This is a genomic window from Streptomyces yongxingensis, assembly GCF_055597465.1.
Genome location: NZ_CM145717.1, coordinates 7,756,406 through 7,783,037 on the forward strand (window position 1 = coordinate 7,756,406; position 26,632 = coordinate 7,783,037).

The window sequence follows — 26,632 nt, forward strand, 5'->3', positions numbered from 1 at the left end:
CTCCGCCGCGTGGTCCGCCGGAAACTCGTACGGCCTTCGGCACCTTCGGGCCGGCCCCGTAAGGCCGTCGGCCGGGCTGCTCGGCTCGTCGGCTCGTCGGCCCGTCGGCCAGGGGGCTGGGCGGCCGGGCTCGTCGGCTGGGCTGCCGGGCCCGTTCTGTCCGCGCTGCCGGGCCGCCGTCAGATGATGGGCGGCCGGCCCAGCTTGGTCATGTGCCATACCGTGCGCCAGCGCATCGGGCGGCGCCGCCCGCAGCTGGTGCGCAGGCCCTCCAGGAAGCCGCCCGCCCAGGCCCGCAGCCCGGTCAGGGAGCGGGTGCGGGCGAGGGTGAGCAGCGTCCAGGTGGCCAGGTAGAGCGGCGCCAGTGGCAGCGGCAGGTGGCGGCGGGCCAGCCAGACCCGGTTGCGGGCGGTCATCCGGTGGTAGACGGCGTGCCGGGCGGGGGAGGTCCGGGGGTGCTGGAGCAGCAGCTCGGGGGCGTAGAGGACCTTCCAGCGCGCGTCGAGGGCCCGCCAGGCGAGGTCGGTCTCCTCATGGGTGAAGAAGAACTCGTCCGGCCAGCCGCCGATCTGCTCCAGCATCGCCATCGACAGGGCGTGGCCGCCACCGAGGAAGGTGGTCACCTCACCGCCGCGCATCGGGTCGGACGCGCGCAGCCGGGGCACGTGGCGGCGCTGGGTCTCGCCCGTCTCGTCGGCGATGCGGAAGCTCACGATGCCCAGGCGCGGATCCTCGGCGTACAGGTCGCGCACCCGGCGGAAGACGTCGGCGTCCACCAGCAGCCCGTCGTCGTCGAGGTCGACGACCACGTCCACGTCGCCGAACTCGCGCAGCCGCCGCCAGGCGACGTTACGGCCGCCCGAGACCCCGAGGTTCTCCGCCAGCTCGACCGCGGTCACCTCGGCGGGGAGCTCCGGGAGCGGGGAGCCGTTGCCGACGACCACGACGCGGGCCGGGGGCACGTCCTGCTTCGCGACCGACTCGAGCAGGGCGGCCACCTCTCTGGGCCGGTTGCCCATGGTCAGGACGGCGATACCCAGGCGTGGTTCGGGGGCGGCGGGCACGGTGGGACTCCAGAGTTCGGTTGCGATGCCCGCGATCGTAACCGTTCACTCAGAAGGCCACCTCCGTACGGCGGATGTTCATCAAGGACTGAGCGACGAGCTTCAAAGGCTGAGCGGCACCATCAGCCGTCGAGTGCGCCGAGCGCCTTCTTGGCCGCGCTGATGGCGCCCTTACGGATCTCATCGGAGTCGGCGGCCTTGTGGCTCTCGAAGTCGCCGCCGTTGTAGGTCACGGTGACCGTGGCGTTGTCCTGGTGGACCGTCACCACGGCCTCGCGTATGCCCTGGTCGTCGTCCTCGGTGGTCTTCTCGGTCACCGAGGCGTTGTCGCCGAGGCCGGGCACCGGGCTGCCGCCCTCGCTCTTCTGCTTCCCCGCCACGCTCTTGACGTCGTAGGCGATGTCCAGCCAGCGGTAGTCGAAGTCGTCCAGCGCGTGCCAGGAGCAGCCCGTACGGCGGTTGAGGTCGCTGGACTTCAGCTCGTTCCCGGCCGGTTTGGCGCCCGGCACCAGGTCCTTGATCATCGACTCCGGGAGGACCGTGCACGCCTCCTCGGGCGGCTTGGCGTAGCGCGGAGCGGCGGCGCCGGTGGCCGGGGCCGAGGTCTGCGGGGAGGGGCTCGCCGGGGTGGCGCTCGCGTCCGAGTCGTCCGAGGTCGTCATGGCCACCCCCGCGGCGGCGAGGACGGCGACGGGCAGCAGACGGGCGACCAAGGTGAGCGGCAGAGAACGCATGGCGGTCTCTCTTCGTTCGGATGCCGGTGGTGGGGCGGTGGTGAGGCGGTGGTGGGGCGGTGGTGAAGGATGTGGTGCGGTGGGGAACGACCCTGCCATATCGAGCGGACCTCGAACAGTCCGGGGGGTGGCGCGGGGGCGTCCGGGAACCGCTGTGCCGATGGGGTGAATTGCCCGCATCCTCACATTATCTCCACAATCGGAGGGTTATCTACGACGAGTGACGTACCCTCATCCGTCAGCCGCGGCCGATGTACGGCATCGCCGTCGCCATGACCGTCGCGAACTGCACATTCGCCTCCAGGGGCAGCGACGCCATGTGCCGCACCGTGCGTGCCACGTCCGCGACGTCCATCACGGGCTCGGCCACCACCTCCCCGCTCGCCTGCGGCACACCGGCGGACATCCGCTCGGTCATCTCGGTCGCCGCGTTGCCGATGTCGATCTGTCCGCAGGCGATGCCGTACCGGCGCCCGTCCAGCGACAGCGACTTGGTGAGCCCGGTGATGGCGTGCTTGGTGGCCGTGTACGCCACACTGTCCGGCCTGGGCACATGCGCCGAGAGCGAGCCGTTGTTGATGATCCGACCGCCCCGGGGGTCCTGATCCCGCATCAGCCGGAACGCCGCCTGCGCGCACAGGAACGCCCCCGTGAGGTTGGTGTCCACGACCGACCGCCAGTCCTCGTAGGCCAGATCCTCCAGCGGCACGCCGCGCGGGCCGAAGCTGCCCGCGTTGTTGAACAGCAGATCCAGCCGTCCGAACCGCTCCCGCACCGCCGCGAAGAGCGCGTCCACCCGCTCCGGGTCGGCCACGTCCGTCGGCACCACCGGGGCCGGGGGACCGCCACCGGCCAGCCGCGCCGTCTCGGCCAGGGCCTCCTCGCGGCGCCCCGCCAGCGCCACCGACCAGCCCGCCTCGAGCAGCTCGAGGGCCACGGCCCGGCCGACCCCGGAGCCCGCACCCGTCACCACCGCCACTTTCGACACCACCGACACACGACCGTCGCTCATGGCGCCGCAGCGTACGCCAGGTCAGTTCGCCGCGCAGGCGCGCCGATTCGCCGTAAAGGTCCCTTCCCGCAACGGACCTCACCGAGCGGCCATATCGATGTCGTGTGCACGCAAACGCCCGGCCGTCCCCCGGCACTCCAATTCCCCTGACGCCACGAGCCAGGGGAGAGCACATGGCACACGACTCGCATCAGCGCGCCATACGAGCCGCGGCCGCAACGCCCGGACGCCGCCGCTTCCTCACCGTGACGGGGGCGGCCGCCGCGCTCGCCTTCACCACCAACCTGCCCAGCGCCCACGCCGCGCAGGTGTCGCCGCACGCGCTCGCCGACAATCCCTTCACGCTCGGCGTGGCCTCCGGCGACCCGCTGCCCGACGCCGTCGTGCTGTGGACCAGGCTGGCGCCCCGCCCGTACGAGCCGGGCAACGGGCTGCCCGACGAGGGCACCGTCGAGGTCGAGTGGGAGATCGCCCGCGACGAGACGTTCCAGCGCGTCGCCCGCCGGGGGACCACCACCGCGCACGCCGAGTTCAACTACACGGTGCACGTGGACGCCAAGGGGCTCGAGCCGGGCCGCGTCTACTGGTACCGCTTCAAGGCCGGGAACTGGACCAGCCCGGTGGGCCGCACCCGCACCACCCCCGCCCGGGGCGCCAAGGTCCAGGAGGTCCGCTTCGGCCTGGTGTCCTGCCAGGCGTACCACGACGGCTACTTCACCGCCTACCGCCACCTGGCGGAGGAGGACCTGGACGCCGTCTTCCACGTGGGCGACTACCAGTACGAGTACGCGGTCAACGCCGCGGGCGGCGCCCGCGACTACACCGACCGCACCCTCCCCGCGGTGTTCAACAAGGAGACCATGACGCTCGGGGACTACCGGCTGCGCTACGCGCTCTACAAGTCCGACGAGGACCTCCAGGCCGCCCACGCCGCCTTCCCCTGGTACGTCACCTGGGACGACCACGAGACCGAGAACAACTACGCGGGCGACACCGACGAGAACGGCGGCCCGCCGGACGAGTTCCTGATCCGCCGGGCGGCCGCCTACCGGGCGTACTGGGAGAACATGCCGCTGCGGATGCCGCAGCAGCCGAGCGGCGCCGACATGCGGCTCTACCGCCGCTTCCACTACGGCAAGCTGGCCCAGTTCGACATCCTCGACACCCGCCAGTACCGCTCCAACCAGGCGTACGGCGACGGCTGGCAGTACCCGGGACCGGAGTCAGAGGACCCCTCGCGCACCCTCACCGGCGCCGCCCAGGAGCGCTGGCTGCTCGACGGCTTCCAGCGCTCCACCGCCACCTGGAACGTGCTGCCGCAGCAGGTCACCTTCTCCCAGCGGAAGAACACCACGGCCGCGCGCTCCAAGCTCTCCATGGACTCCTGGGACGGCTACCCCGCCTCCCGGGAGCGGATCCTGGCCGGTGTGGAGAAGGCGGGCCTGGACAACTTCGTCGTCCTGACCGGCGATGTCCATGTGCACTACGCCTTCGACATCAAGAAGGACTTCGACGACCCGGGCTCCCGGACCCTGGGCGTGGAGTTCGTCGGCACCTCCATCAGCAGTGGCAAGGACGGCGCCGACAAGCCCGCCAACTGGGCCACGTACATGGCCGCCAACCCGCACATGAAGTTCTACAACGGCCGGCGCGGCTATGTGACGGTCTCGCTGGACGAGGAGCGGGCACGGGCCGACTACAAGACGGTCTCCGCGGTCACGACCCAGGGCGCGCCGCTCACCACGGCGGCGTCGTTCGTCAGCGAGGCCGGGAACCCCGGCCTGAAGCAGGTCTGACGGGCGGGCGGGCCCGGCGCGCACCCCATGCGCCGGGCCCGCCCCGCTCACCCCATGCGCCGCCCCGCCCCGCTCACCCCTGGTCACCGGCCCGCCCCGCTCGCCTCGTCACCGGTCCGCCCCGCTCACCCCTCGCCCTCGTATCCGGCCTCTCCCGGATACCGCACCCCCAGCCGCTCCCGCGCCGCGTCCAGGGTCCGCATCACCGCCAGCGTGCCGTCCAGCGGCACCAGCGGGGACTCCGTCTCGCCCGCGCGCAGCGCGCGCATCACCTCCGCCGCCTCCCGCTGGTAGGAGCGCAGCCCGTCCACCGCCGTGATCTCCTCCGGATCCCGGCCCGGCCGGTGCAGTACGAAGCGCTCGGGGTGGAAGAAGCCGCGCGGGAACTCGATCCGCCCCGCCGTGCCCGTCACCGCCGCCGTCATCGGCGTATCGGCGGTGATCGAGCAGGACAGCAGCGCCACCGCCCCGCTGTCCCAGCCCAGCGCCAGGCCCGTGTTCACGTCCACGCCCTCGGGGGAGAGCCGCCCCACCGCCCGCACCTCGTCCGGCTCGCCGAGCAGCAGTTGCGCGAAGGACACCGGATAGACGCCGAGGTCCAGCAGGGCGCCGCCGCCCAGCGCCGGATCGCGCAGCCGGTGGTCCGGGGGATACGGGCCGGGCAGCCCGAAGTCCGCGTGGACCGCCCGGACCTCGCCGATCGCGCCGTCGTGGATCAGCTCGGTCATCCGGCGGACGACCGGATCGCAGTACGTCCACATCGCCTCCATCAGGAAGCGGCCCCGGGCCCGGGCGAGGTCCACCAGCTCCTCGGCCTCGCGGACATTGAGCGTGAACGGCTTCTCGCACAGCACCGCCCGCCCCGCCTCCAGACACAGCCCGGCCGCCGCCCGATGGGCCGAGTGCGGGGTGGCGACATAGATCACATCGATGTCGTCATCGGCGGCCAGCTCCTCCCAGCCGCCGTGGGCGCGGGGTATCCCGAACCGCTCCGCGAACCGCTTCGCCGACTCCGGCCGGCGCGAGCCGACCGCGATGACCTGCGCATCCGCCATCTCCAGCAGATCCGTGGCGAACGAGGCGGCGATCCCACCGGTCGCCAGAATCCCCCACCGCACGGTCCCCGACCCGCTCGTCCCGGCCATCCCCACCCCGTTCCCCCCTGTCCCCAGAGGTTCGAGTCCATTCGAATCGCTGAGAGCATAGAAACGCATCAACGACTCATGGAAGGTACGCATGCAGCAGCCCGGCCAACCGGCCGCCGCTCCCACCCGGGCCGACCTGCCCGGGACCCCGTCCCCCGACGTCTCCCTCAGCTCCGCTGCCGCCACTCCCGGGCTCACCGCGCAGCGCCGTACGAGCCTTCTCGTCACCCTGATCCTCGGCGGACTCACCGCCCTCCCGGCGCTGTCCATGGACATGTACCTCCCGGCCCTGCCGGAGGTCACCGACGCGCTCCACAGCTCGGCCGCCACCGCCCAGCTCACCCTCACCGCCTGCCTGATGGGCATGGCGCTCGGCCAGCTCGTCGTCGGTCCGATGAGCGACCGCTGGGGGCGCCGCCGTCCGCTGCTCATCGGCATGGTGGTCTACGTCATCGCCACCGCCGTCTGCGCCTTCGCCCCCACCGCAGGGCTGCTCATCGGCTTCCGGCTGCTCCAGGGGCTCGCGGGCGCGGCCGGGATCGTGATCGCCCGTGCCGTCGTCCGGGACCTCTACGACGGCATCGCGATGGCCCGCTTCTTCTCCACCCTGATGCTCATCTCGGGCGTGGCGCCCATCGTGGCCCCGCTCATCGGCGGCCAGATCCTCCGCTTCACCGACTGGCGCGGGGTGTTCGTGGTGCTCACCGTGATCGGCACCCTGCTCACCCTCGTGGTCTGGCGCCGGCTGGGCGAGACGCTGCCGCCCGAGCGGCGCCACGACGGAGGGCTCGGCCAGACTCTGCGCACCATGCGCGGGCTGCTCGCCGACCGCGTCTTCACCGGCTATGTGCTCGCGGGCGGCTTCGCCTTCGCGGCGCTGTTCGCCTATGTCTCCGGTTCGTCCTTCGTCGTCCAGGAGATCTACGGCGCCTCGCCGCAGACCTTCAGCCTGCTCTTCGGGCTGAACTCGATCGGTCTTGTGGCCACCGGTCAGCTCAACGGACGGGTGCTGGTGGGCCGGGTCAGCATGGACAAGGTGCTGACCGTGGGGCTGGTCGTGATCACCGTCGCGGCGGCCGCGCTGCTCGTGCTGGCCTCCGGGGTCTTCGGGAAGGCCGGTCTGGTCCCGGTGGCGGGGAGCCTGTTCGTGCTGATGTCGGCCATGGGCCTGGCGATGCCGAACACCAACGCCCAGGCCCTGAACCGCACCCCGCACGCCGCCGGTTCCGCCTCCGCGCTGCTGGGCACCTCCACCTTCCTGCTGGGCGCGGTCGCCTCCCCGCTGGTGGGGGTCGCGGGCGAGACCACCGCGGTGCCGATGGCCGTCGTCCAGCTCTGCTGCGCGGTCGCGGCCATGGCCTGCTTCATGGGACTCTGCCGTCCGTGGCAGCGACGTACGAAGCACAGCGTGACCGTGGTCTGACCCGGCTGCTGGAGACCGTCCACGCGCTTCCCGAGGGGGAGCGCCCCTGGTGCTCCGGGGTGGCGCTGGCCGCCGGGACCGGCTCCGGCCCGCTGGCCGAGGAGTGCTTCGGCTGGGCGGTGCGCCACGCGGCGTACGACGAGAGGGCCGACCGGGGCGTGGAGCTGCCGCGCGAGCGCTGGGTGCCGGTGCGCCGCGACACCGTCTTCGACCTCGCCTCGCTCACCAAGCTGTTCACCACGATCGTGGCGCTGCGGGCCGTCGAGCGCGGGCTGATCGCGCTGGACGGGCGGGTGGCCGCGTACGCCCCGGAGTGCACGGCCGCCGCCGAGCACGGCATCACCGTGCGGCACCTGCTCACCCACACCTCGGGGCTGATCCCCGAACTGCCGCTGTACGAGGAGGACGGGCGGGAGCGGGCGCTGGCCCGGCTCGCGGCCGAGCCGCCGGCCACCCCGCCCGGCACCGCCCGCCGCTACTCCGACCTCAACTTCCTGCTGCTCCAGCGCGTCGTGGAGCGGTCGGCGGGGCGGCCGCTGGACCGGCTCGTCCAGGAGACGGTCACCGGCCCGCTGGGCATGGCGGGCACCCGCTTCAACCCGCCCGCCTCCTGGCTGCCCCGGATCGCGGCCACCGAGGACCAGCGGCGGCCCTGGGGCAAGCTGGACCGGGGGATGCTGCGGGGCGTGGTGCACGACGAGAACGCCTGGGCGCTGGGCGGGGTCGCGGGGCACGCCGGGCTCTTCTCGACGGCCGGGGACCTGGCCGTGCTGTGCCGGGCGCTGCTGGCCGGGGGCGGGCCCGTGCTGTCGCCGGAGTCCACCGAGCTGATGCTGACCGCGCCGGGGCTGGGCTTCGAGGTCGACCAGCCGTGGTTCATGGGGGAGCTGGCGGGCCGGGGCGCCGCGGGGCACACCGGGTTCACCGGGACCAGCCTGGTGGTGGACCGCGCCCGCGGGGCCTACCTGGTGCTGCTCGCCACCACCGTGCATCCGCGCCGCCGCCCCGGCGACAGCGCGCCCCGCGCGGCGGCGGCCACGGCGCTGGCCCGCGCCCTGGACTGACCGGCTCTCACCAGCCGGGGACGTCAGGACAGTTGGCCTGATCCGTTCGCTTGGCTAGCCTGTGCCACTGCCGTGTACCCCCGGACGGCCGCGCTGCTCCACCGCCCCATGAGGAAGACCGTTGTGACGAACCTCCAGGACCCGCAGGACTCTTCGGCCCCTCAGGACGCGCCGGGCGCGGAGGACGCGCCCGGCGACCCGGGCCCGACGGCGCCGCCCCCCGGCTGCCCCGCCCACGCCGACCCCTCCTCCACCGGCCCCGCGCTGCTGTACGGGGAGCGGTACCTGCGGAATCCGGCCGAGAGCTATGAGCGGATGCGGCGCGACCACGGGCAGGTCGCCCCGGTCCTGCTGGAGTCCGACGTCCCGGCCTGGCTCGTCCTCGGCTATCGCGAGATACGCCAGGTCGTCACCGACGTCCAGACCTACGGCCGCGACTCGCGCCGCTGGAACCGCTGGGACGAGGTGCCGTCCGACTGGCCCCTCATGCCCTGGGTGGCCCACAGCCCCATGATGCACTTCACGGAGGGGGACGAGCACCGGCGGCGCTCGGCGGCCGTCAGCGACGCCCTCGCCTCCGTCGACCCCTTCGAGCTGCGCCGGCACTGCGAGCGCTTCGCCGACTCGCTGATCGACAAGTTCATCGGCAGCGGCAAGGCGGACCTGGTCTTCGACTACGTCTACTCGGTACCCGCCCTCGCCATGGGCCAGATGTTCGGCCTGCCCGAGGACCAGCTCGAGTACATGGCGGAGGCGGTGACCGTCTCGCTGCTCTCCAACGACGAGGCCATGGCGGCCCAGCAGCGGGCCGCCGAGGTGGTACAGCGGCTGGTGGCCGCCAAGCGCGAGACGCCGGGCCCGGACGTCACCTCCCGGTTCATCGAGAACTCCCCGGACCTCACCGACGAGCAACTCGTCGGGGACCTGATGGTGATGATCGCCGCGGGCATGCCCGCCACGTCCTACTGGATCGGCAACACCGTCCGGCTGATGCTCACCGACGACCGGTTCACCATGACCCTCGCGGGCAACCGCCGCAGCATCGGCGAGGCCATGAACGAGGTGCTGTGGGCGGACTCCCCGCTCCAGAACGTCATCGGCCGCTTCGCCACCCGGGACACCACGCTCGGGGGCCAGCGCATCCGCGCCGGCGACCTCCTCGTCCTCGGCCTCGCCGCCGCCAACGCGGACCCGCTGCTGTGGCCCGACACCGAGGCGGGCTACGCCGGGAACAACGCGCATGTGTCCTTCACCGGCGGCGACTACGGATGCCCGGTGGGCGCGCCCGACCTGGGCAAGATCATCTCGGAGACGGCGATCGAGGTGCTGCTGGACCGGGTGCCGGACCTGGAGCTGGCGGTCGAGCCCGATGAGCTGCAGTGGATGGACTCCCTGTGGTACCGCTGCCTGGTCTCCCTCCCGGTCACCTTCACCCCCGCACCGGCCGCGAGCCAGGGGGTGTCCGGCGAGTCTTGACGCCTGCGGCGGGCTGTTCCCCTCCCCGCCGCGGGCGTCAAGGTCCGTCGGACCCCTAGCGGGGCGGCTCCTCCTCGGGCGGCCAGACATCGCCCCAGGCCACATCGCGGGCGGCCCGGTACAGCGGCCCCTGACGCTTGGTCACCGTGGTGCGCCCCAGCCCGTCCTCGGGCGCACACAGGTCCAGCAGCACCTGGCCCTTGCGGATCTGCGGGCGGCGCACCACCCGCGCCCCGGCGGGCGTCCCGTCGAACCGTACGGCCGCGACATAGCTGAACTTCTCGTCCTCGTACGGCAGCGAACCGCCCTTGACCCGCCGGTGGAGGGAGGAGCGGCGGACCCGGGTGGCGAAGTGGCACCAGTCGGCGCCGGGCTCGATCGGGCAGGAGGCGCCGTGCGGGCAGGGGGCGACGATCCGCAGCCCCGCCGCCAGCAGCCGGTCCCGGGCCTCGCGGATCCGCAGATAGCCGTCCGGGGTGCCCGGTTCGATCAGCACCACGGCCCGCGCCGCGCGCGCCGCCTCGGCCACGACGGCGTGCCGGCCGGCCTCGGTCAGCTCGCCCAGCACATAGCTGACGGTGACCAGGTCGGTCCCGTCCGGCAGCGCGAGGCCGTCGTCGATGGCCCGGCGCTGCCAGTGGGCGGTGCGCAGCGCCTCGGAGGGCGCCTGCCGGGCCAGTTCGCGGCCGAGGGCCAGCGCGGGCTCGGCCCAGTCCAGGACCGTGGTGGTGTGCCCGGCCCGCGGCCAGGCGGCGGCCACCGCCCAACTGGCCGCGCCGGTACCGCCGCCGATGTCGATGTGCGTGGCCGGGGTCCACCCGGGCGTCCGGGCGCGGAAGGCGTCGAGGGCGGCGCGCACGGCCTCGAAGGTCGCGGGCATCCGGTACGCGGCGTACGCGGCGACGTCGGAGCGGTCGCGCAGCACGGGCGCGTCGGTCGGGGTGCGCCCCCGGTAGTGGCCGATCAGCCGGTCGACCGCCTGGGTCGCCTGGCGGGGCGGCAGACCGTCGAGGAGTCCGGCGAGCGCGGTGTGGGGCGTCTCGTCGGTGGAGGCGGCGTCGGGGGCGTGCATTCGGGGGATTCTACCGGTGGGAGGGGGCGCCTCCGGCGCCTGGGCGGGGGCCTCTCGCGGGAGCCGCGCTGCCCCTGGGCGGCGCCCTCGCCACCCGGGCCGGGAACCTCCCGCGCGGTCCGCTGCCCCCAGGGCCGCCCCCGCCGCGCGGACCGGGGGCTGGCCGCCGCCCGGGGCCGGGGCCTCACGGGGTCCCTTTGCGGGGTCGGCCTCGCCCCGGGGCTGGTCTCGCGGCCAGGGCCGACCTCGCAGCCCGGGCCGGAGGCCGCTGGTCGGCCCGGGCGACACCGGCGGCGGCCTGGGTGTGGCCGACGCCCACCCCGGCCGCCGCTCATCCCCCGCCGAGCGCCCGCGGCATTCGTACGGGCGTGGAGACCAGCAGTCCCGGCGCGTCCGTGATGATGCCGTCGCAGCCCAGCCGCAGCATCCGGTCCCGCTGCGCCGGGGTGTCCACGGTGTGCGCCCACACCCGCGGTATCCCGGAGGCGACGGCCCGCCGTACGTCCGTGTCGCGCGCCCGGTAGTCCACGTCCAGCAGATCGACGACCCCGCGCCAGCCGCGCGGGGTGTCGGTGCGCATCTGCCGGGCGGACCGCCAGAGCTGGGTGAGCAGCCCCTTGCGGTGGGCCTCGCGGGCCACCTCGGGGCGGTTGCTGTTGACGTAGACGGAGTGGATCAGCCCCCGGTCGCGGATCATCTTCGCCAGCCGCGGCAGGCTCTCCGGGTCCTTGGCCTCCACCATCAAGGTGATCCGGCCGCCGAACCGGTCCAGCACCTCGGCGACGGTCGGCGGCCGCTCGGGCCGCCAGGTGCCGCGCAGGGAGGGGTCGGGGCGCAGCCGGACGTCCCGCCACTGGGCGGCGGTGAGGGCCCGCACGGGCCCGGTCCGGTCGGTGGTGCGGTCCAGCGTCGCGTCGTGCATCACCACGAGCGTGCCGTCCCCGAGCATGCGGCTGTCGAAGTCCAGGACCTGGACGTCATGTCGCCGGAAGGCGGTGGCCAGCCCGGACATGCTGTTCTCGGGCACTTCCAGGGCACCGCCGCGGTGCGCGGTGTAGACGACGGCGGGCTTCCGGGACGACGGCGTGAGCGCGGGCTGGAGGCGGAGGCGCGCCGGTTCGGCGGCCGGGGGGATGAGGCGTCGTACGGACGGACGAGCGGTGGGGTGGGCCGCGACGGCCGCCGGTATGGAGAGGCCGAGCACCACGACGGCGGTCAGAAAATGCCTGCTGATCATAAACGGAACGCTAGGGGCGTGACATCCCTTATGTCCTGATATCGACACCCGGTCGGGGTGCTCTCGCCCACCCCGGATGCGGACACCGGCCACTTCCGGAGCAGGATGGTGGCAGCATTGATCGGGTACCGGCGGTACCGCCGGTACGGGCGGTGAAGCGAGGCGGTAGATGGAACGCAAGGGCAGGTTCTCCCAGTGGCTGCGTCGGCCGAGGAGCGGAGCGGGCGGCGACCAGGGCACGGGGGCGGGCGCCGGGGGCGTCCGCGAGGACCTGCTCATGGCCGCCGCGGCGGCGGGATTCCCGCTCGCGCCGGCCGCGCACCCCTCCGGCTACGGCTGCTCCTGTGACCGCATCGGCTGTCCCACCCCGGCCCGCCACCCCGTCTCGTTCGCCTGGCAGACCCAGGCGACGACGGACCCGGACAAGGTCGCGCAGTGGCTGCGCGCCGATCCGCAGGCCAACTTCATCACCGCCACCGGCATCGTCCACGATGTGCTCGACGTGCCCGCGGACGCGGGCCGGCTGGCCCTGGAGCGGCTGGGCGCGGCCGAGGTCGAGGTCGGGCCGGTGGCCACGAGCAGTGGCGATCTCCAGCAGGGCCGGATGCTCTTCTTCACGGCCACGCGGGGCACGCCCGACGACGAGGACGAGTGGTGGCCGTGTGAGCTGGACTGCCATCCGGAGACGATGGATGAGCACCCGGGGCTTCGGTGGCACTGCCGGGGGAGCTATGTGCTGATGCCGCCCGCGCGGTTGCCCGGGGACGGGCATGTGGGGTGGGTGCTCGGGCCGGAGCGGCCGCTGCCGGATCCGCTGACGCTGCTGGAGGCGCTCACCGATGCGTGTGCCCGCTTCGCGGGCGAGGACCAGGATCAGGAGACGGCCGCCTGGCCCATGGGGCGGTAGGGCCGTCGCGCCTGGGGGTTTCGTTGCCGGGTGCGGCCCGGTGGGTGGGGTGTGCCCACCCGTTCCTCCCCCAGCTACCGCTGGGAGGTGCCCCCTCCGCGGAACGATTGCCCACACCAGTGCTTATTCGCCCTTTGCCGCTGTTACCCCTTCCAGGCGGTTCAGGAAGACCACCTTCGGGTCCGCCGCGTCCTTCGCCGGGACCCGTACCGCCGACTCGGCGATCCTCGTCAGCGTCACCGCCTTCTTCGCCTCCCCCGTCATCAGCGCCTTGATCTGCGGATCCGGGTTGGGCCGGAAGCCCTTCGCCATGGTCTGCTTCTGCCGGTGGTGCGAGGTGAAGAACACGATCGCCCCGCCGTCCGAGGTGCGCAGCCCCACCGGGGCGTCCTCCGCGCCCTGCGCCGGGCTGTCGATGTACTCCGTCCAGAACTTCGGCGTGCGCAGGTACTTCTTCCGGGTGTCCCGCAGCCCCGACGTGGACTGCCCGTCGGCGAAGACCGAGCCCTTGCCCGTCATCAGGTAGTCGGTGTACTCCGCGCTCAGCTGGTCCGGCCGGGTGGCCAGCTTCGGGGCCGGCCCCGCGGCCCGGACCGGCTTGGCCCAGCCGTCCTTGTCGGTCGCGAAGTCCGGCACCTCGTCCTGGCTGAGGATCGACAGATACGCGGCCTTCCACGGCTCATCGGCACCGCCGCGGGTGAAGACGAACAGCCAGCGGTTGTCGTCGCGGTTGCTGTCGGTGTCCGCGACAAAGAACTTCGGCCAGCCCACCTGCTTGGGGATGTGGTAGGTGACGTCGGACAGCTCCAGCGACGGGTACGTGGGGTTGCCGCCGGGCGAGCTCGCGTGCTGGGCCTTGAGATCGGCCGTGGTGATGGCCTCCAGCGGGCCCGTCTCCACCTGGCTCGCCAGCGCCGGATCCAGCTCCCGGTACGCCTTGTTGTACGTGTCGGTGAACCGCTGGAGCGCCTTGGGTGCCTCAGCCTTGTCCACCGAGGGAATGTTCTCCCGCTCGCCGTGCACCGTCATGCACCCCGTGAGCGTCATCCCCAGCGTCAGTACCACCGCTGCGGTCGGAACTGCCAGTTGCCGACGGGGCGACCTGCGTGTCATGGGGCTCCGGCTCCCGATTCGTGGGGGCTGCTGTGGACGGCGACACCCTACCGGGACGGAGGAACAGCGCGAGCGTGGGGACCAGGTAGAGCGCCCACATCCCCACCTGGAGCCAGGTCGGGTCCGGCTGGAAGTTGAAGACGCCCTTGAGCACCGTGCCGTACCAGGAGTCCGGCGCGATGGTGGAGCTGATGTCGAAGGCCAGCGAGTGCAGCCCGGGGAGCCAGTCGGCCTCCTGGAGGTCGTGGAAGCCGTAAGCGAGCACCCCCGCCGCCACCACGACCAGCATCGCACCGGTCCAGGTGAAGAACTTCGCCAGGTTGATCCGCAGCGCGCCCCGGTAGAACAGCCAGCCCAGCACCACCGCGGTGACCAGGCCCAGGACCACGCCGATCAGCGGGTCCGCCGTACCGTCGTTGCTCGCCCGGACCGCCGTCCACACGAACAGCGCGGTCTCCAGGCCCTCCCGGCCGACCGCGAGGAAGGCCGTGGCCACCAGCGCCCCGGTGCCCATGGCGAGCGCCGCGTCCAGCTTGCTGTGCAGCTCGGACTTCAGATGGCGGGCGGTGCGCCGCATCCAGAACACCATCCAGGTCACCAGGCCCACCGACAGGATCGACAGCGAGCCGCCCAGCGCCTCCTGGGCCTCGAAGGTCAGCTCCTGCGAGCCGAACTCCAGCGCGGCGCCGAAGGACATGCTCAGGATCACCGCGACGGCGATCCCGAGCCACACCGGGCGCAGTGCTTCCCGGCGCCCGGTCTTGACCAGATAGGCGACCAGGATGCAGACCACCAGGCTGGCTTCGAGCCCTTCGCGCAGACCGATCAGGTAATTGCCGAACACGAGGTTCGCCTTCCTTGTCGAGGGTTCCTGGAGGAGTCCGTCAGGAGAACAGCGCCCTGCCCCACCAGTCGTCCGCGTCCCGGACGCCCGGCGGGACGGCGAAGAGCGCCGAACCCACGTGCTGGATGTACTCGTTGAGCGCGTCGGTGCGCGCCAGCCGCCGCTGCACCGGCACGAATCCGTCGCGTACGTCGTGCTGGTAGGCGAGGAAGAACAGCCCCGCGTCCAGCCGTCCCAGACCGTCCGTGCCATCGGTGAAGGAGTAGCCGCGGCGCAGGATCCGGGCCCCGCCGTTGGAGTCCGGATGCGCGAGCCGGACGTGCGCGGTGGGCAGCATCGCCTTCAGGTTCGGCTCGTCGTGCTCGCGCTGCTTTCCCTGCGGCGCGCCCTCGCCCTTGTCGCGGCCGAAGACGTCCTCCTGCTCCTGGAGCGAGGTGCGGTCCCAGGTCTCGATGTGCATCCGGATGCGGCGCGCCACCAGGTACGAGCCGCCGGCCAGCCACGCCGGGCCCGCCTTCCGGCTCACCCACACATGCTTGTCCAGGGCGGCGGTGTCGGTGCCCGCGATGTTCCGGGTGCCGTCCTTGAAGCCCATCATGTTGCGCGGGGTCTGCGCGTCCGGCGTGGTCGAGGACGTCTTGCCGAAGCCCAACTGCGACCAGCGGATGGCCACCTTGCCCATGCCGATGCGGGCCAGGTTGCGGATGGCGTGCACGGCCACCTGCGGGTCGTCGGCGCACGCCTGCACACACAGATCGCCGTCGCTGCGCGCCGGGTCGAGGTTGTCGCCGGGGAAGGCGGGCAGGTCGATCAGCGCCTCGGGGCGGCGGTCGGCGATGCCGAAGCGGTCCTTGCCCTTCTTGTCCTTGAACAGCGTGGGGCCGAAGCCGATGGTGAGGGTGAGCCGGGACGCCTTGAGGCCCAGCGCCTCGCCGGTGTCGTCCGGCGGGGCCTCCGCCAGATCGCTCACCGCGCCGCCGCCGACCGCGTGCCCCTGGGTCATCCGGGCCGCCGCCTTCGTCCACTCCTTCAGCAGCGCGATCAGCTCGGCGCGGTCGTCGGTGGTGACGTCGAACGCCGCGAAGTGCAGCCGGTCCTGCACCGCGGTGGCGATCCCCGCCTGGTGCGCCCCGTAGAAGGGCACCGCGCCACCGCTGTCGGCCACCGTCCGGGTGTCGTCGGCGTCGCCGCTGAGCGCGGCCGCCGCGCCCCCGGCGGCCGCGGCGCCGAGCGCGAGCCCGGCGCCGCCCCAGCCGATCAGCGCCCGGCGCGAGGGAGCCGTACCGGTCTCGTCAGCCGTGTTGGCCTCGTCGGTCATGTCCGGCCCCCTCACTTGGTGACGACGGCGGCGGCGAGCCGGGACAGCGGTTCGGCCAGCGCGTTGACCGCGTCGGACAGCTTCTTGCGCTGGGACTCCGAGACGGTGTCGTACGACACGAAGCCATCGCCCTCGCGGTACTGGTCCAGCAGCTTGGCGACGGCCGCGAACTGCTTGTCGAGCTCCTTGGCCAGCTCCGGGTCGTTCTTCGAAGCCACGGGCTTGAGCAGCTTGTACGAGGTCTCGGCGCCCTCGACGTTGGCCTTGAAGTCCACCAGGTCGGTGTGGCTGTAGCGCTCCTCCTCACCGGTGACCTTGCCCGTCTGCACCTCGTCCAGCAGCTCCTTGGCGCCGTTGGCCATGCCGGTGGGGGTGATGTCGGCCGTGCCGACGCGCTTCTGCCAGTCCTTCAGGTCCTCGATGAGCCGGTCGGCGAGGTCATGGTCGGCCGCGGTGATCTTCTTGGTCTGCCACAGCGACTTCTCCAGCCGGTGCCAGCCGGTCCACTTCTGGCCCTTCTCCAGGCCGTCCTCGCGCACGTCCACCTTGGGGTCGATGTCGCCGAAGGACTCGGCGACCGGCTCGGTGCGCTCCCAGCCGATGCGCGAGGGGGCGTAGAGCTTCTTGGCGCCCTCGAGGTCGTCCTTCTTGACCGCGTCGGCGAACTTCCTCACCGCGGGCAGCGTGTCGTCGGCCTGCTTCTGGACGTACGTCCGGTACGCGGCCACCGCCTTGTCCAGCCGCGGATCGCGCTGGGGCTGCTTGCCCTTGCCGGTGGCGGACACCTTCTGGCGGATGCCGTGGCCCTTCATCCCGGGCTTGCAGGCGATCTCGTACGAACCGGCCTTGACCTCGGCGTTGATGGAGGCGCGGGTGCCGGGGCCGATGTTCTCCCGCTCGGTGACGATCCGGTCGCCCGGGGCGTAGACATAGACCTCGGTGACCTTGGAGCCCTTGTTCTCCACCGCGAGCTTCACATGCCCGGCGGGGAAGGAGGTCCTGGAGACCTCGCACGCGCTGTCGGAGGCGGTGACCTGGATGGCGTCCGAGTCCTTGGCGTCGGACTTCTGGGCGCATCCGGCGACGGCGGTGATCGTCGTCAGTGCCGATATCGCGGCGACAACGGAGGTGCGAGCGGCTCGCATACGGGCTCCAGACGGAATCGGGACAGGCGGGACAGGGCGGACGTACGGCGGTCGGATAAGGCTGGCCTAACTTAACTGAGCCTTGCCTGTGTGGATCCCGTGTAAGGTCAAGGAGTACCCAGTGGATGGCAAAGGTTTGGCCAAGGTGGCTGATTTGATGCGGTTCGCAGTCCGGGAAGAGTGACGCACGCCTCTTAGGGGCGCGGCTCGTTTTTTGGCGGCGGGCGACGCCCCCGGCCCGGTCGCCGCGTCCGTCTCCCTCGACGAGGACCCCGACCTGCCTGGCGGCGACACCGGCGGGTCCTGACCGACCCGCCGCACCCGCGGGCGCCCCGCTCAGGCGCTGGGCCGGAACTCCTCGGCCGGCTCCCGGAAGGTCCCCGCGTTCAGCGCGTAGGCGCGCTCGCACTCACACGACATGCGAACCGCCCGGCCGCTACGGGAGGGTGAGGATCTCCGTCCCGGTCTCGGTCACCACCAGCGTGTGCTCGAACTGCGCCGTCCGCTTGCGGTCCTTGGTGACCACGGTCCAGCCGTCCTCCCACATGTCGTACTCGTGGGTGCCGAGCGTCAGCATCGGCTCGATGGTGAAGGTCATCCCCGGCTTGATCTCGGTGGTGTGGTGCGGGCTGTCGTAGTGCGGCACGATCAGGCCCGAGTGGAACGAGGTGTTGATCCCGTGGCCGGTGAAGTCGCGGACCACGCCGTAGCCGAAGCGCTTGGCGTACGACTCGATGACCCGGCCGATGATGTTGATCCGGCGGCCCGGCTTGACGGCCTTGATCGCGCGGTTGAGGGACTCCCGGGTGCGCTCGACGAGCAGCCGCGACTCCTCGTCCACCTCACCGCACAGGTAGGTGGCGTTGTTGTCCCCGTGCACGCCGCCGATGTAGGCGGTGACGTCGAGGTTCACGATGTCGCCGTCCCTCAGGACGGTGGTGTCGGGGATGCCGTGGCAGATGACCTCGTTGACCGAGCTGCACAGCGACTTGGGGAACCCGCGGTAGCCCAGCGTCGAGGGGTACGCGCCGTGGTCGCACATGTACTCGTGGGCCACCCGGTCCAGCTCGTCCGTGGTGATCCCCGGGGCGATCAGCTTGGCGGCCTCCTCCATCGCCCGCGCGGCGATCCGCCCGGCGATCCGCATGCGCTCGATCGTCTCGGCGTCCTGGACCTCGGGCCCGTCGTAACGAGTGGGGCCCTCCTTCCCGACGTACTCCGGACGCGGGATCGAGGCGGGGACGGTGCGGGTGGGGGAGAGCTTCCCCGGGACTAGAAGCGACTGGCCAGACATATCAGCGAGTGTATCGGCGGCGCGTGGGGCAGCATGGCCGCAAGGGAGTACGAGCGGAAGGTCGGGGCCGGGATGGCGCTGTTCAGAAGAGGGACCGCCGGCAAGCCCGGCGAGTGGTACTACTGCATCAAGCACCAGAAGGTCGAGGAGGGCCCGGAGTGCCGGGCCGCCGACCGCCTCGGCCCGTACGCCTCCCCGGAGGAGGCCGCCCGTGCGATGGAGACGGCGCGCGAGCGCGATGAGGAGTGGCGGAACGACCCGCGCTGGCGCGACGACGAGCCCCCGGCGGCGGGCTGAGGTTTCCCGGGTGCCGGGGTCTTCCCCGGGTGCGGAGAGCCTCCCCGGGTGCGGGGCGTCGGGTATCGGCCCAGGCGGGGCGATCAGTCAGTGGCGGGGCGGAGCTCGCGGGACTCTCGTGCCCGGCGGGCGTGTTCGTCCGTCCGGGCGTCGTAGGCCATCAGCCGGGGCAGTGCCAGGGCCAGCAGGCCGACCGAGGCGACACAGGCCAGCCCGCCGGACCACACCGAGGCCCGTACGCCCGTCCAGCCCGCCATGGAACCGGCCCGGACCTGGCCCAGTTGGGGGCCGGTGGCGTAGGAGAGCAGCTCGATACCGGCCAGTCGGCCGCGCAGCTTCTCCGGGATCGTCTGGTTCCACAGCGTGGCGCGGAACAGCCCGCTGACCATGTCCCCGCCGCCCGCCACCGCCAGGCACAGCAGCACCAGCCAGACGTTGGACAGCCATCCGGCCGCCGCCATGGCCAGGCCCCACACGGCCGCGCCCGCGACCACCATCCGGCCGTGGCGGTGCACCCGGGACGTCCAGCCGCTGGTCACGCTGACCACCACCGAGCCGATCGAGCCCGCCGCGTACATCAGGCCCAGCGCCCAGGGCGCGTCCAGATCGTCGGCGAGGAAGGGGAAGATCGCGTTCGGGAAGGCGAAGAACATGGCGGCCATGTCCACGGCGTAGGTGCCCAGCAGTTCCTTGCGCCGCCAGGCGTATTGCGCGCCCTCTCGAATCGCGCGCAGCGACGGCGGCTCGGCGTCGTGCGCGGGCGGGGCGGAGGCCAGCCGGAGGGCCAGCAGCCCCGAGACGGCGAAGGTCAGCAGATCGAGGCCGTAGGCGAGCGGCAGCCCGGCGTACGCCACGACGACCCCGGCGAGCGAGGGCCCCGCGATCGCGGACAGTTGCCAGCGCAGCGAGTTGAGCGCGGCGGCCGCGGTGAGCTGGCCGTGCGGGACGATCCGGGCGACCACCGCGTCGATGGCGGGGCGCTGCAGCCCGGTCAGCGCACTGGTCAGCGCGGCCACCACATACAGCGGCCACAGCATGGGATCCGGCAGTACGCTGTTGACCAGCAGCAGCGCGGAGAGCAGCCCGAGCCCGGCCTCGGTGAGCAGGATCAGCCGCCGCCGGTCGACGGCGTCGGCCAGCGCACCGCCGTACAGCCCGAAGACGATCAGCGGCACCAGTTCGACCGCCCCGATCGCGCCCACCGCGGCGGCGGAGCCCGTCAACTCCTTGATCTGCAGCGGCAGCGCCACCATCGTCAGGAAGCTGCCGAAGGCGGTCACCAGCCCCGCGGTCCACAACAGCCGGAAGTCGCGGGAGGAGCGCCACGGGGCGAGATCGGGCAGCAGTGCGCGAGCCCGCCGCGGCGCGCGGGGCGCCGGAGGGTCGTCCTGGTCGGTCAAGGCCACGAGGCGAATCGTCCGGCCGGGCCGCCGTACCGGGCAACCGAATTACGGGCCCCAGGGCGCCATCACCAGCCGTAGGCCGCGGTCCGTACGCCACCCTCACCAATGCGCGGGCGGCGGCGCCGCCAAGTGCTCGGCGAGCCGGGCGAGCCGGTCCTGGAAGCGGCGGCGGCCCGGGCGCGGCAGGCTGTTTTCGCCGGTGGCCGCGCTGACCAGGTGCTGGAGGGTGTCGAGGTCGAGTTCGCCGCCCTCGGGCGCGGACAGCGCGTCATGGGCCAGGGCGTGCAGCTCGGCGTCGCCGCCGTCGAGGGCTAGCACGGTCGCCCCGCCCCGGCGGGCGTCGTTCACCCGCTCCAGCAGCCCGGCCCCGGGGTCGCCCGGCGCGACCACCAGCAGGGTCTCCCCGCGGCCCGCCCGCTCCAGCCGCCCGAGCCCGACCGCCAGGTGCGCGGGGACGGCGCCGCCCTCCGGCACCCGGTGGCGGACGAGGGTGGGGGACAGCTCGGGCAGCCCGGACCAGGCCGCCTCGTCGTCGAGGTGCGCGGCCAGGTGCCACGGTTCGTACGCCTCGCTGCCGACCAGCAGCAGTCCGCCCGCACGCGGTCCGACCGAGGCCCGTAGCGAGCCCGCGAAGCGGCGGGTGGCCTGGAGCCATTCCGTTCCGGCGAGGACTTCGCGCAGCAGCGCGACCCTTACGGCGTCCATGGCATCCGGATCCTGCCCCGGCCCGCGCCCCGGCGGGCGCGATTCGGCCCCGGCTCACCCGTTCGGGGCATATGCGCCAGGCATGCCGTCGACCCGCCCCGCGCCCGGCGCCCACGCGCGCTCCGTCCGCGTCTCCAACTGTTCATGCGCCGTCTCTTGACGCTCTGTGAGGCAAACCCTAAGGTCGCCGCACACAAGGGACGTCCTACGTCCTATTTTTCTGACTCGGCACTCGATTGCGACGGGGCATCGGGAGGTCTGATGACAGTCGGCACGGGGGCGGCACGCTCGTACGAGGTGTCCGTTCCGTTCCGGGCGGGGACCGACGGCTATGCGAGCTACCGGATCCCGGCGGCCGTGCTGACCCACGGCGGCACCGTCCTCGCCTTCGCCGAGGGCCGGGTGGACTCCTCCGCCGACGACGGCCATATCGACCTCGTGCTCAAGCGGTCGGCCGACGGCGGACGCACCTGGGGCCCCTTACGGGTCGTCGCCCGCAACGGCGACGGAACCGCGGGCAACCCCGCCCCCGTCGTCCTCGACGGCGGCCCGAACGACGGCCGCGTCCTGCTGGTGCACGTCCGCAGCGCCGCCTCCGCCACCGAGGACCGGATCCGGCGCGGCGAGGTGAGCGCGGCCGACGGGCGGCGGGTGTGGCTGACGTACAGCGATGACGACGGCGCGAGCTGGAGCGAGGCCCGCGAGATCACCGCGAGCGTCAAGCGGCCCGAATGGCGCTGGTACGCCACCACCCCCGGCCATGCCCTCCAACTGCGGTACGGCCCCCACGCGGGCCGGATCGTCATCCCCGGCAACCACTCCCTGCCCCCGACCGTCCCCGGCGACGACGGCACCGAGGGGCGGTACAACGGCGGGCACGACCTGCTCAGCGACGACGACGGCGCCACCTGGCGGATCGGGTACGTGGACGACAACCCCGACGGCTACGTCAACGTCAACGAGACCACCGCCGCCCAACTCCCCGACGGCCGGGTCTACTTCAACACCCGCACCGACGCCACCGCGCCCGGCACCCGCGCCGACGCCCACTCCGGCGACGGCGGCGTCACCCTGGACCTTCCCTTCCGGCCGCAGGCCGGTCTGGTCGCGCCCGTCGTGGAGTGCAGCGTGCTGCACCTCGGCGAGCCGGACGCGCTGCTCTTCTCCGGCCCCGCCGACCCCGCGTACCGGGCGCTGATGACCGTCCGCACCAGCTTTGACGGCGGCGTCACCTGGCGGCCCGCCCACACCGTGAACGGCCTGCCCGCCGCCTACTCCGATCTGGTCCGGCTCGACGACGCCACGGTCGGACTGCTCTACGAGACCGGCGACTTCAGCGCCTACTCGACCATCACATTCCGGCGCATTCCGATGGAGGAGCTGGTATGAGCGACACCGCAAGGAACCGGAACACCTGGACGCACGGAACGCCGCGCCGCGCGGTCCTCGGCGGCGCGGCCGCCGCGGCCGCCGGGTTCGCCCTCGCGGGCTGCGGCTCGGACGACGACGGGGGTGATGAGCCCAAGGGCCGCAAGAAGGGCGAGAAGATCACCCTGACCTTCTGGTCCTGGGTGCCGGGCATCGACAAGCCCGTCGCCCTGTGGAACAGCAAGAACCCCGAGGTGCGGGTCAAGGTCGAGAAGGTCTCGGCCGTCGACGGCGCCCAGTACGCCAAGATGCACGCCGCCATCAAGGCGGGCAATCCGCCGGACCTCGGCCAGATCGAATACCCGGTCGTGCCCAGTTTCCTCATCGACAACGGGCTGCTGGATCTGACCAAGTACGGGGTCGCCGAGCACAAGGACGAGTTCATCGGCTGGCAGTGGCAGCAGTCCGTCTTCGGCAAGGCCGTCTACGCCGTACCGCAGGCGTCCGGTCCGATGGGCCTGTTCATCCGTCAGGACCTCTTCGAGAAGTGGGGCATAGAGCCGCCCACCACCTGGGACGAGTACGAGGCGGCCGCCACCGCGATCCGTAAGAAGGGCGCCTGGATCGAGACCTTCTCGGCCACCAACGGCAACCGCTTCGCGGGGCTCGCCTGGCAGGCCGGGGCGCGCTGGTTCGGCGCCGAGGGCGACACCTGGACCGTCTCCATCGACGACGAGCCCACCCGTAAGGTCGCCGACTACTGGTACGGGCTGGTCCGCCGGAAGCTCATCAAGACCATCCCGGACCGGCAGAACGCCTGGTACAAGGACGTCCAGACCGGCGACATGGCCTCCTGGCTCGGCGCCAGCTGGGGCGACGCCCTGCTGGTGGGCAACGCCCCCAAGACCGCGGGCAAATGGCGCGTGGTGCCCATGCCGCAGTGGAAGAAGGGCGACGCCGCCTACGCCAACTGGGGCGGCTCCACCACCGCGGTCTTCGCCAAGACCAAGTACCCCAAGGACGCGCTGGCCTTCGCGATCTGGCTCAACACCGACCCCGAGTCGATCAAGCTCCTGATCGAGAACGGCTATGGCACCCCGGGCGCCAAGCAGGGCTACACCACCTCCCAGCTCGATGTGCACAAGGACTTCTTCGGCGGCCAGGAGTACAGCAAGGTCTTCGACCAGGCGAGCAAGGGCGTGGACACCAGCTGGAAGTGGGGCCCCGCCACGGACACCCTCTACCAGCGGCTCGGCGACGCCTTCACGGCGGCCATCGGGGACGGGTCCGACTTCCGCTCCGTGCTGAAGAAGGTGCAGAGCCAGACGATCACCGATCTGAAGGAAAAGGGCCTCCAGGTGAAGGCCGGGTGAGGCGGATGAGAGGAGCCCCCCGCCGCCTCACCAGGACCGAGGCACGCAGCGCCCGGGCGGCGTCCGGGTTCCTGCTGCCCTTCCTCGCCCTCTTCCTGCTGTGCTTCATCGCCCCGATCGCCTACGCCCTCTACGAGAGCCTGCTGAAGGTCGAGCGCACCGGGCCGCTCGGCCTCGGCGGGGAGACCAAGCAGGTGTGGGCGGGCCTGTCCAACTACGCCCACGCCCTGGAGGACGACCGGTTCACGGCGGGCTTCGGGCGGGTGCTGCTCTTCGGCGCCGTCCAGATCCCGGTGATGATCGCCTTCGCCACCGCGCTGGCGCTGCTGCTGGACGCGGCGTCCGCGCGCTGGGTCGGCTTCTTCCGGACCGCCTTCTTCCTGCCGTACGGCGTGCCGGGCGTGATCGCCTCGATCCTGTGGGGCTTCCTCTACGTCCCCGGGATCAGCCCGCTGGTGGAGATGGCCGATTCGGTGGGCTGGAACGTGGACTTCCTGGGCCGCGGGGCGGTCCTGTGGTCCATCGCCAACATCGTCACCTGGCAGTTCACCGGCTACAACATGCTGGTGCTGATCGCCCAGCTCAAGGCCGTCCCCGGCGAGCTGTACGAGGCGGCGCGGATCGACGGGGCCAGTGCCTGGCAGGTGGCCCGGCACATCAAGCTCCCGCTGATCCGGCCCGCGCTCGTGCTCACCACCGTCTTCAGCCTCATCGGCACCCTCCAGCTCTTCGCCGAACCGAAGGTGCTCAAACCGCTGAGCAACTCCATCGACTCCGGCTACACCCCCAATCTGGCCGCCTACAACGAGGCGTTCACCAGCAACAACCAGCACATCGCGGCGGCCGAGGCGGTGCTGCTCGCCCTCGTCGCCTGCGTGCTGTCCTTCGGCTTCCTGAGGCTCGTGGGCCAGCGGGGGAAGGACGGCGAGAGCGGATGAGCGAGGCGAACGACCTGACCGGCGGCGTGGTCGCCGGCGAGCCCGGGGACGAGGCCGGGGGCGAGGCCGCGCCCCGGCGAGGGCCCGAGGCGGCCCCGCCAGGCGCCCGGCCCGGTGCGGGCCGCCGCCGGGCGGCGAAGGGCCGGGAGGGGCTGGAACCCCCCTTGCGGCACCGGATCATCACCGTCTCGCTGCTCACCGTCGCCGCCCTCTACTTCCTGACCCCCGTCTACTGGCTCGTGGTCTCCTCCACCAAGTCCAGCAGCGATCTCTTCGGCACCTTCGGCTTCTGGTTCCACGACCCGCATCCGCTGGACTATCTGCACCGGGTGCTCACCTACGACGACGGCATCTACGCCCGGTGGTTCGCCAACAGCCTGATGTACGCGGGCGTCGGCGCGCTCGCGGCCACCCTGCTGTCGGCCGCGGCCGGCTACGCCCTGGCCAAGTACCGCTTCCCCGGCCGGGAGGGTGTCTTCAACGTCATCCTGGCCGGAGTGCTGATCCCGGGCACGGCACTCGCCCTCCCGCTGTATCTGCTCTTCAGCGAGATCGGTCTGGCCAACACCTACTGGGCCGTGCTGATCCCCAGCGTGGTCAGCCCGTTCGGGGTCTATCTGTGCCGGATCTACGCGGCCGCCGCCGTCCCGGACTCCCTCCTGGAGGCGGCGCGGATCGACGGCGCGGGGGAGGCCCGGATCTTCTCCACGCTGGGGCTGCGGCTGATGACCCCGGCGCTGGTGACCGTCTTCCTGTTCCAGTTCGTGCACATCTGGAACAACTTCTTTCTGCCGCTGGTCATGCTCTCCGACTCCGACCTCTATCCGATCCAGCTCGGTCTGACGGCCTGGCAGGGGTACGCGGACCGGCAGCCGGAGCTGTACCAGTACACGGTCGGCGGGGCGTTCCTGTCCGTCCTGCCGCTGATGGTGCTGATGGGCGTACTCCAGCGGTACTGGCGCACAGGGCTGACGGAGGGGAGTGTCAAAGCGTAAGAGACGTCACCGTGAAGGTGACCGCGGTGCGTGACAGGATCACTGTCATGACTACTCCTGATGCCACGAACTCCGCGTCCGGCGCCCCCGCGAAGAAGGCCCCGGCCAAGGACCCCTGGGACCTCCCCGATGTGTCCGGCCTGACCGTCGGTGTCCTCGGCGGCACCGGCGACCAGGGCCGCGGCCTCGCCTACCGGCTGGCCCGGGCCGGCCAGAAGGTGATCATCGGCTCGCGCGCCGCCGAGCGCGCGCAGACCGCGGCGCGGGAGCTGGGCGGTGCGGAGCTCGGCATCGAGGGCGCGGACAACGCCGAGTGCTCGCGCCGCAGCGACATCGTCATCGTGGCCGTCCCGTGGGACGGCCACGCCAAGACGCTGGAGGGGCTGCGCGAGGAGCTCGGCGGCAAGCTGGTCATCGACTGCGTCAACCCGCTGGGCTTCGACAAGAAGGGCGCGTACGCGCTGCGGCCGGAGGAGGGCAGCGCGGCCGAGCAGGCCGCCGCCCTGCTGCCGGACTCCCGGGTCACCGCGGCCTTCCACCACCTCTCGGCCGTGCTGCTCCAGGACCCGGAGGTCGAGCAGATCGACACCGATGTGATGGTCCTGGGCGAGTCGCGCGCCGACACCGACGTGGTCCAGGCGCTCGCGGCCCGCATCCCGGGCATGCGCGGGGTCTACGCGGGCCGGCTGCGCAACGCCCACCAGGTGGAGTCCCTGGTGGCCAATCTGATCTCGGTCAACCGCCGCTACAAGGCCCACGCGGGCCTGCGCGTCACGGACGTCTGAGGGCGTGCCGGGCGTCGCGACGCCGCGGAGATCCGTCAGAAGGGCCCTGGCCCACATCCGGGGCGCCCGGCCCCTCCGGCGGCGCATGGGGGACAATGGCGGGGAGTGACACACCCCCCGACAG

24 protein-coding genes are annotated in these 26,632 nt (G+C 72.2%); 11 read left to right on the forward strand and 13 right to left on the reverse strand.

The genetic code is table 11. The annotated features are described in order from the left end of the window. Positions 1–179: 179 nt before the first annotated feature. The 3 genes from ACZ6TD_RS33195 to ACZ6TD_RS33205 all read right to left on the reverse strand — a co-directional run bounded on the left by ACZ6TD_RS33195 (position 180) and on the right by ACZ6TD_RS33205 (position 2,810). A complete protein-coding gene (locus ACZ6TD_RS33195; RefSeq protein ID WP_471358251.1) occupies positions 180–1,019 on the reverse strand; it encodes a glycosyltransferase family 2 protein in 840 nt (279 codons plus the stop codon). 167 nt (positions 1,020–1,186) lie between these two features. Next, positions 1,187–1,798 (reverse strand): hypothetical protein, encoded by a 612-nt coding sequence (locus tag ACZ6TD_RS33200; protein WP_471344102.1) that lies wholly within the window; start codon positions 1,796–1,798, stop codon positions 1,187–1,189. Between the two features lie 238 nt (positions 1,799–2,036). Then, on the reverse strand, positions 2,037–2,810 hold the full coding sequence (locus tag ACZ6TD_RS33205) for an SDR family oxidoreductase (protein WP_471344105.1): 774 nt from the start codon (positions 2,808–2,810) through the stop codon (positions 2,037–2,039). Between the two features lie 173 nt (positions 2,811–2,983). Here ACZ6TD_RS33205 and ACZ6TD_RS33210 point away from each other — a divergent pair, with 173 nt between their 5' ends. Continuing rightward, positions 2,984–4,606 (forward strand): alkaline phosphatase D family protein, encoded by a 1,623-nt coding sequence (locus tag ACZ6TD_RS33210; protein WP_471344107.1) that lies wholly within the window; start codon positions 2,984–2,986, stop codon positions 4,604–4,606. A gap of 125 nt (positions 4,607–4,731) precedes the next feature. On the opposite strand, the gene ACZ6TD_RS33215 is transcribed toward ACZ6TD_RS33210, so the two are convergent. Beyond that, positions 4,732–5,751 carry a Gfo/Idh/MocA family protein gene (locus ACZ6TD_RS33215; RefSeq protein ID WP_471344109.1) on the reverse strand — a complete coding sequence of 340 codons (1,020 nt, stop codon included), beginning with the start codon at positions 5,749–5,751 and terminating at the stop codon, positions 4,732–4,734. Between the two features lie 91 nt (positions 5,752–5,842). On the opposite strand from ACZ6TD_RS33215, the gene ACZ6TD_RS33220 reads away from it, so the two are divergent. The 3 genes from ACZ6TD_RS33220 to ACZ6TD_RS33230 all read left to right on the forward strand — a co-directional run bounded on the left by ACZ6TD_RS33220 (position 5,843) and on the right by ACZ6TD_RS33230 (position 9,714). Next, positions 5,843–7,174: a multidrug effflux MFS transporter gene (locus tag ACZ6TD_RS33220; protein ID WP_471344110.1), complete on the forward strand. Its 1,332-nt coding sequence runs from the start codon at positions 5,843–5,845 to the stop codon at positions 7,172–7,174. Then, a complete protein-coding gene (locus ACZ6TD_RS33225) occupies positions 7,135–8,238 on the forward strand; it encodes a serine hydrolase domain-containing protein (protein ID WP_471344113.1) in 1,104 nt (367 codons plus the stop codon). Before ACZ6TD_RS33220 ends, ACZ6TD_RS33225 begins: the two co-directional genes overlap by 40 nt. A 123-nt stretch (positions 8,239–8,361) precedes the next feature. Beyond that, positions 8,362–9,714 (forward strand): cytochrome P450, encoded by a 1,353-nt coding sequence (locus ACZ6TD_RS33230; RefSeq protein WP_471344115.1) that lies wholly within the window; start codon positions 8,362–8,364, stop codon positions 9,712–9,714. 55 nt (positions 9,715–9,769) lie between these two features. Here ACZ6TD_RS33230 and ACZ6TD_RS33235 read toward each other — a convergent pair whose 3' ends face one another. Beyond that, positions 9,770–10,786, reverse strand: coding sequence for a small ribosomal subunit Rsm22 family protein (locus ACZ6TD_RS33235; protein ID WP_471344117.1), 1,017 nt, complete (start codon positions 10,784–10,786; stop codon positions 9,770–9,772). 331 nt (positions 10,787–11,117) lie between these two features. After that, complete coding sequence (locus tag ACZ6TD_RS33240) at positions 11,118–12,023, reverse strand: glycerophosphodiester phosphodiesterase (RefSeq protein ID WP_471344119.1); 906 nt, start codon at positions 12,021–12,023, stop codon at positions 11,118–11,120. Between the two features lie 169 nt (positions 12,024–12,192). Between ACZ6TD_RS33240 and ACZ6TD_RS33245 the strand changes: the two genes are divergently transcribed. Beyond that, positions 12,193–12,930, forward strand: a complete 738-nt coding sequence (locus ACZ6TD_RS33245; RefSeq protein ID WP_471344121.1) for a bifunctional DNA primase/polymerase — start codon at positions 12,193–12,195, stop codon at positions 12,928–12,930. Positions 12,931–13,053: 123 nt separating this feature from the next. Here ACZ6TD_RS33245 and ACZ6TD_RS33250 read toward each other — a convergent pair whose 3' ends face one another. From ACZ6TD_RS33250 to map, 5 genes are all read right to left on the reverse strand, one after another. Beyond that, positions 13,054–13,977, reverse strand: a complete 924-nt coding sequence (locus tag ACZ6TD_RS33250; RefSeq protein WP_471344124.1) for an SCO2278 family lipoprotein — start codon at positions 13,975–13,977, stop codon at positions 13,054–13,056. Then, positions 13,910–14,887 (reverse strand): iron uptake transporter permease EfeU, encoded by a 978-nt coding sequence (gene efeU, locus ACZ6TD_RS33255; RefSeq protein ID WP_471344127.1) that lies wholly within the window; start codon positions 14,885–14,887, stop codon positions 13,910–13,912. The genes ACZ6TD_RS33250 and efeU overlap by 68 nt, the downstream gene beginning before the upstream one ends. A 40-nt stretch (positions 14,888–14,927) precedes the next feature. Next, on the reverse strand, positions 14,928–16,205 hold the full coding sequence (gene efeB, locus ACZ6TD_RS33260) for an iron uptake transporter deferrochelatase/peroxidase subunit (protein ID WP_471344130.1): 1,278 nt from the start codon (positions 16,203–16,205) through the stop codon (positions 14,928–14,930). An 11-nt stretch (positions 16,206–16,216) separates the two neighbouring features. Beyond that, positions 16,217–17,350, reverse strand: a complete 1,134-nt coding sequence (gene efeO / locus ACZ6TD_RS33265) for an iron uptake system protein EfeO (protein WP_471344133.1) — start codon at positions 17,348–17,350, stop codon at positions 16,217–16,219. A 436-nt stretch (positions 17,351–17,786) separates the two neighbouring features. Then, positions 17,787–18,644, reverse strand: a complete 858-nt coding sequence (gene map, locus ACZ6TD_RS33270) for a type I methionyl aminopeptidase (RefSeq protein ID WP_471344135.1) — start codon at positions 18,642–18,644, stop codon at positions 17,787–17,789. A 72-nt stretch (positions 18,645–18,716) separates the two neighbouring features. Between map and ACZ6TD_RS33275 the strand changes: the two genes are divergently transcribed. Further along, a complete protein-coding gene (locus ACZ6TD_RS33275) occupies positions 18,717–18,941 on the forward strand; it encodes a hypothetical protein (RefSeq protein ID WP_471358254.1) in 225 nt (74 codons plus the stop codon). 83 nt (positions 18,942–19,024) lie between these two features. On the opposite strand, the gene ACZ6TD_RS33280 is transcribed toward ACZ6TD_RS33275, so the two are convergent. Both ACZ6TD_RS33280 and ACZ6TD_RS33285 read right to left on the reverse strand, forming a co-directional pair. After that, positions 19,025–20,341, reverse strand: coding sequence for an MFS transporter (locus tag ACZ6TD_RS33280; RefSeq protein WP_471358256.1), 1,317 nt, complete (start codon positions 20,339–20,341; stop codon positions 19,025–19,027). 102 nt (positions 20,342–20,443) lie between these two features. Beyond that, on the reverse strand, positions 20,444–21,049 hold the full coding sequence (locus ACZ6TD_RS33285) for a hypothetical protein (RefSeq protein ID WP_471344138.1): 606 nt from the start codon (positions 21,047–21,049) through the stop codon (positions 20,444–20,446). Between the two features lie 261 nt (positions 21,050–21,310). Between ACZ6TD_RS33285 and ACZ6TD_RS33290 the strand changes: the two genes are divergently transcribed. From ACZ6TD_RS33290 to npdG, 5 genes are read left to right on the forward strand one after another with little or no spacing between them, the layout of a single operon-like run. Beyond that, a complete protein-coding gene (locus tag ACZ6TD_RS33290; RefSeq protein ID WP_471344141.1) occupies positions 21,311–22,438 on the forward strand; it encodes a sialidase family protein in 1,128 nt (375 codons plus the stop codon). Then, positions 22,435–23,790, forward strand: coding sequence for an ABC transporter substrate-binding protein (locus ACZ6TD_RS33295; RefSeq protein WP_471344144.1), 1,356 nt, complete (start codon positions 22,435–22,437; stop codon positions 23,788–23,790). Before ACZ6TD_RS33290 ends, ACZ6TD_RS33295 begins: the two co-directional genes overlap by 4 nt. A gap of 5 nt (positions 23,791–23,795) precedes the next feature. Then, the gene (locus ACZ6TD_RS33300; protein ID WP_470011204.1) at positions 23,796–24,728 is read left to right on the forward strand and encodes a carbohydrate ABC transporter permease; all 933 of its coding nucleotides are present in this window, start codon (positions 23,796–23,798) and stop codon (positions 24,726–24,728) included. After that, complete coding sequence (locus ACZ6TD_RS33305) at positions 24,725–25,723, forward strand: carbohydrate ABC transporter permease (RefSeq protein WP_471344147.1); 999 nt, start codon at positions 24,725–24,727, stop codon at positions 25,721–25,723. The genes ACZ6TD_RS33300 and ACZ6TD_RS33305 overlap by 4 nt, the downstream gene beginning before the upstream one ends. 47 nt (positions 25,724–25,770) lie before the next feature. Continuing rightward, positions 25,771–26,508: an NADPH-dependent F420 reductase gene (npdG, locus tag ACZ6TD_RS33310; protein ID WP_137977668.1), complete on the forward strand. Its 738-nt coding sequence runs from the start codon at positions 25,771–25,773 to the stop codon at positions 26,506–26,508. Positions 26,509–26,632: the final 124 nt, after the last annotated feature.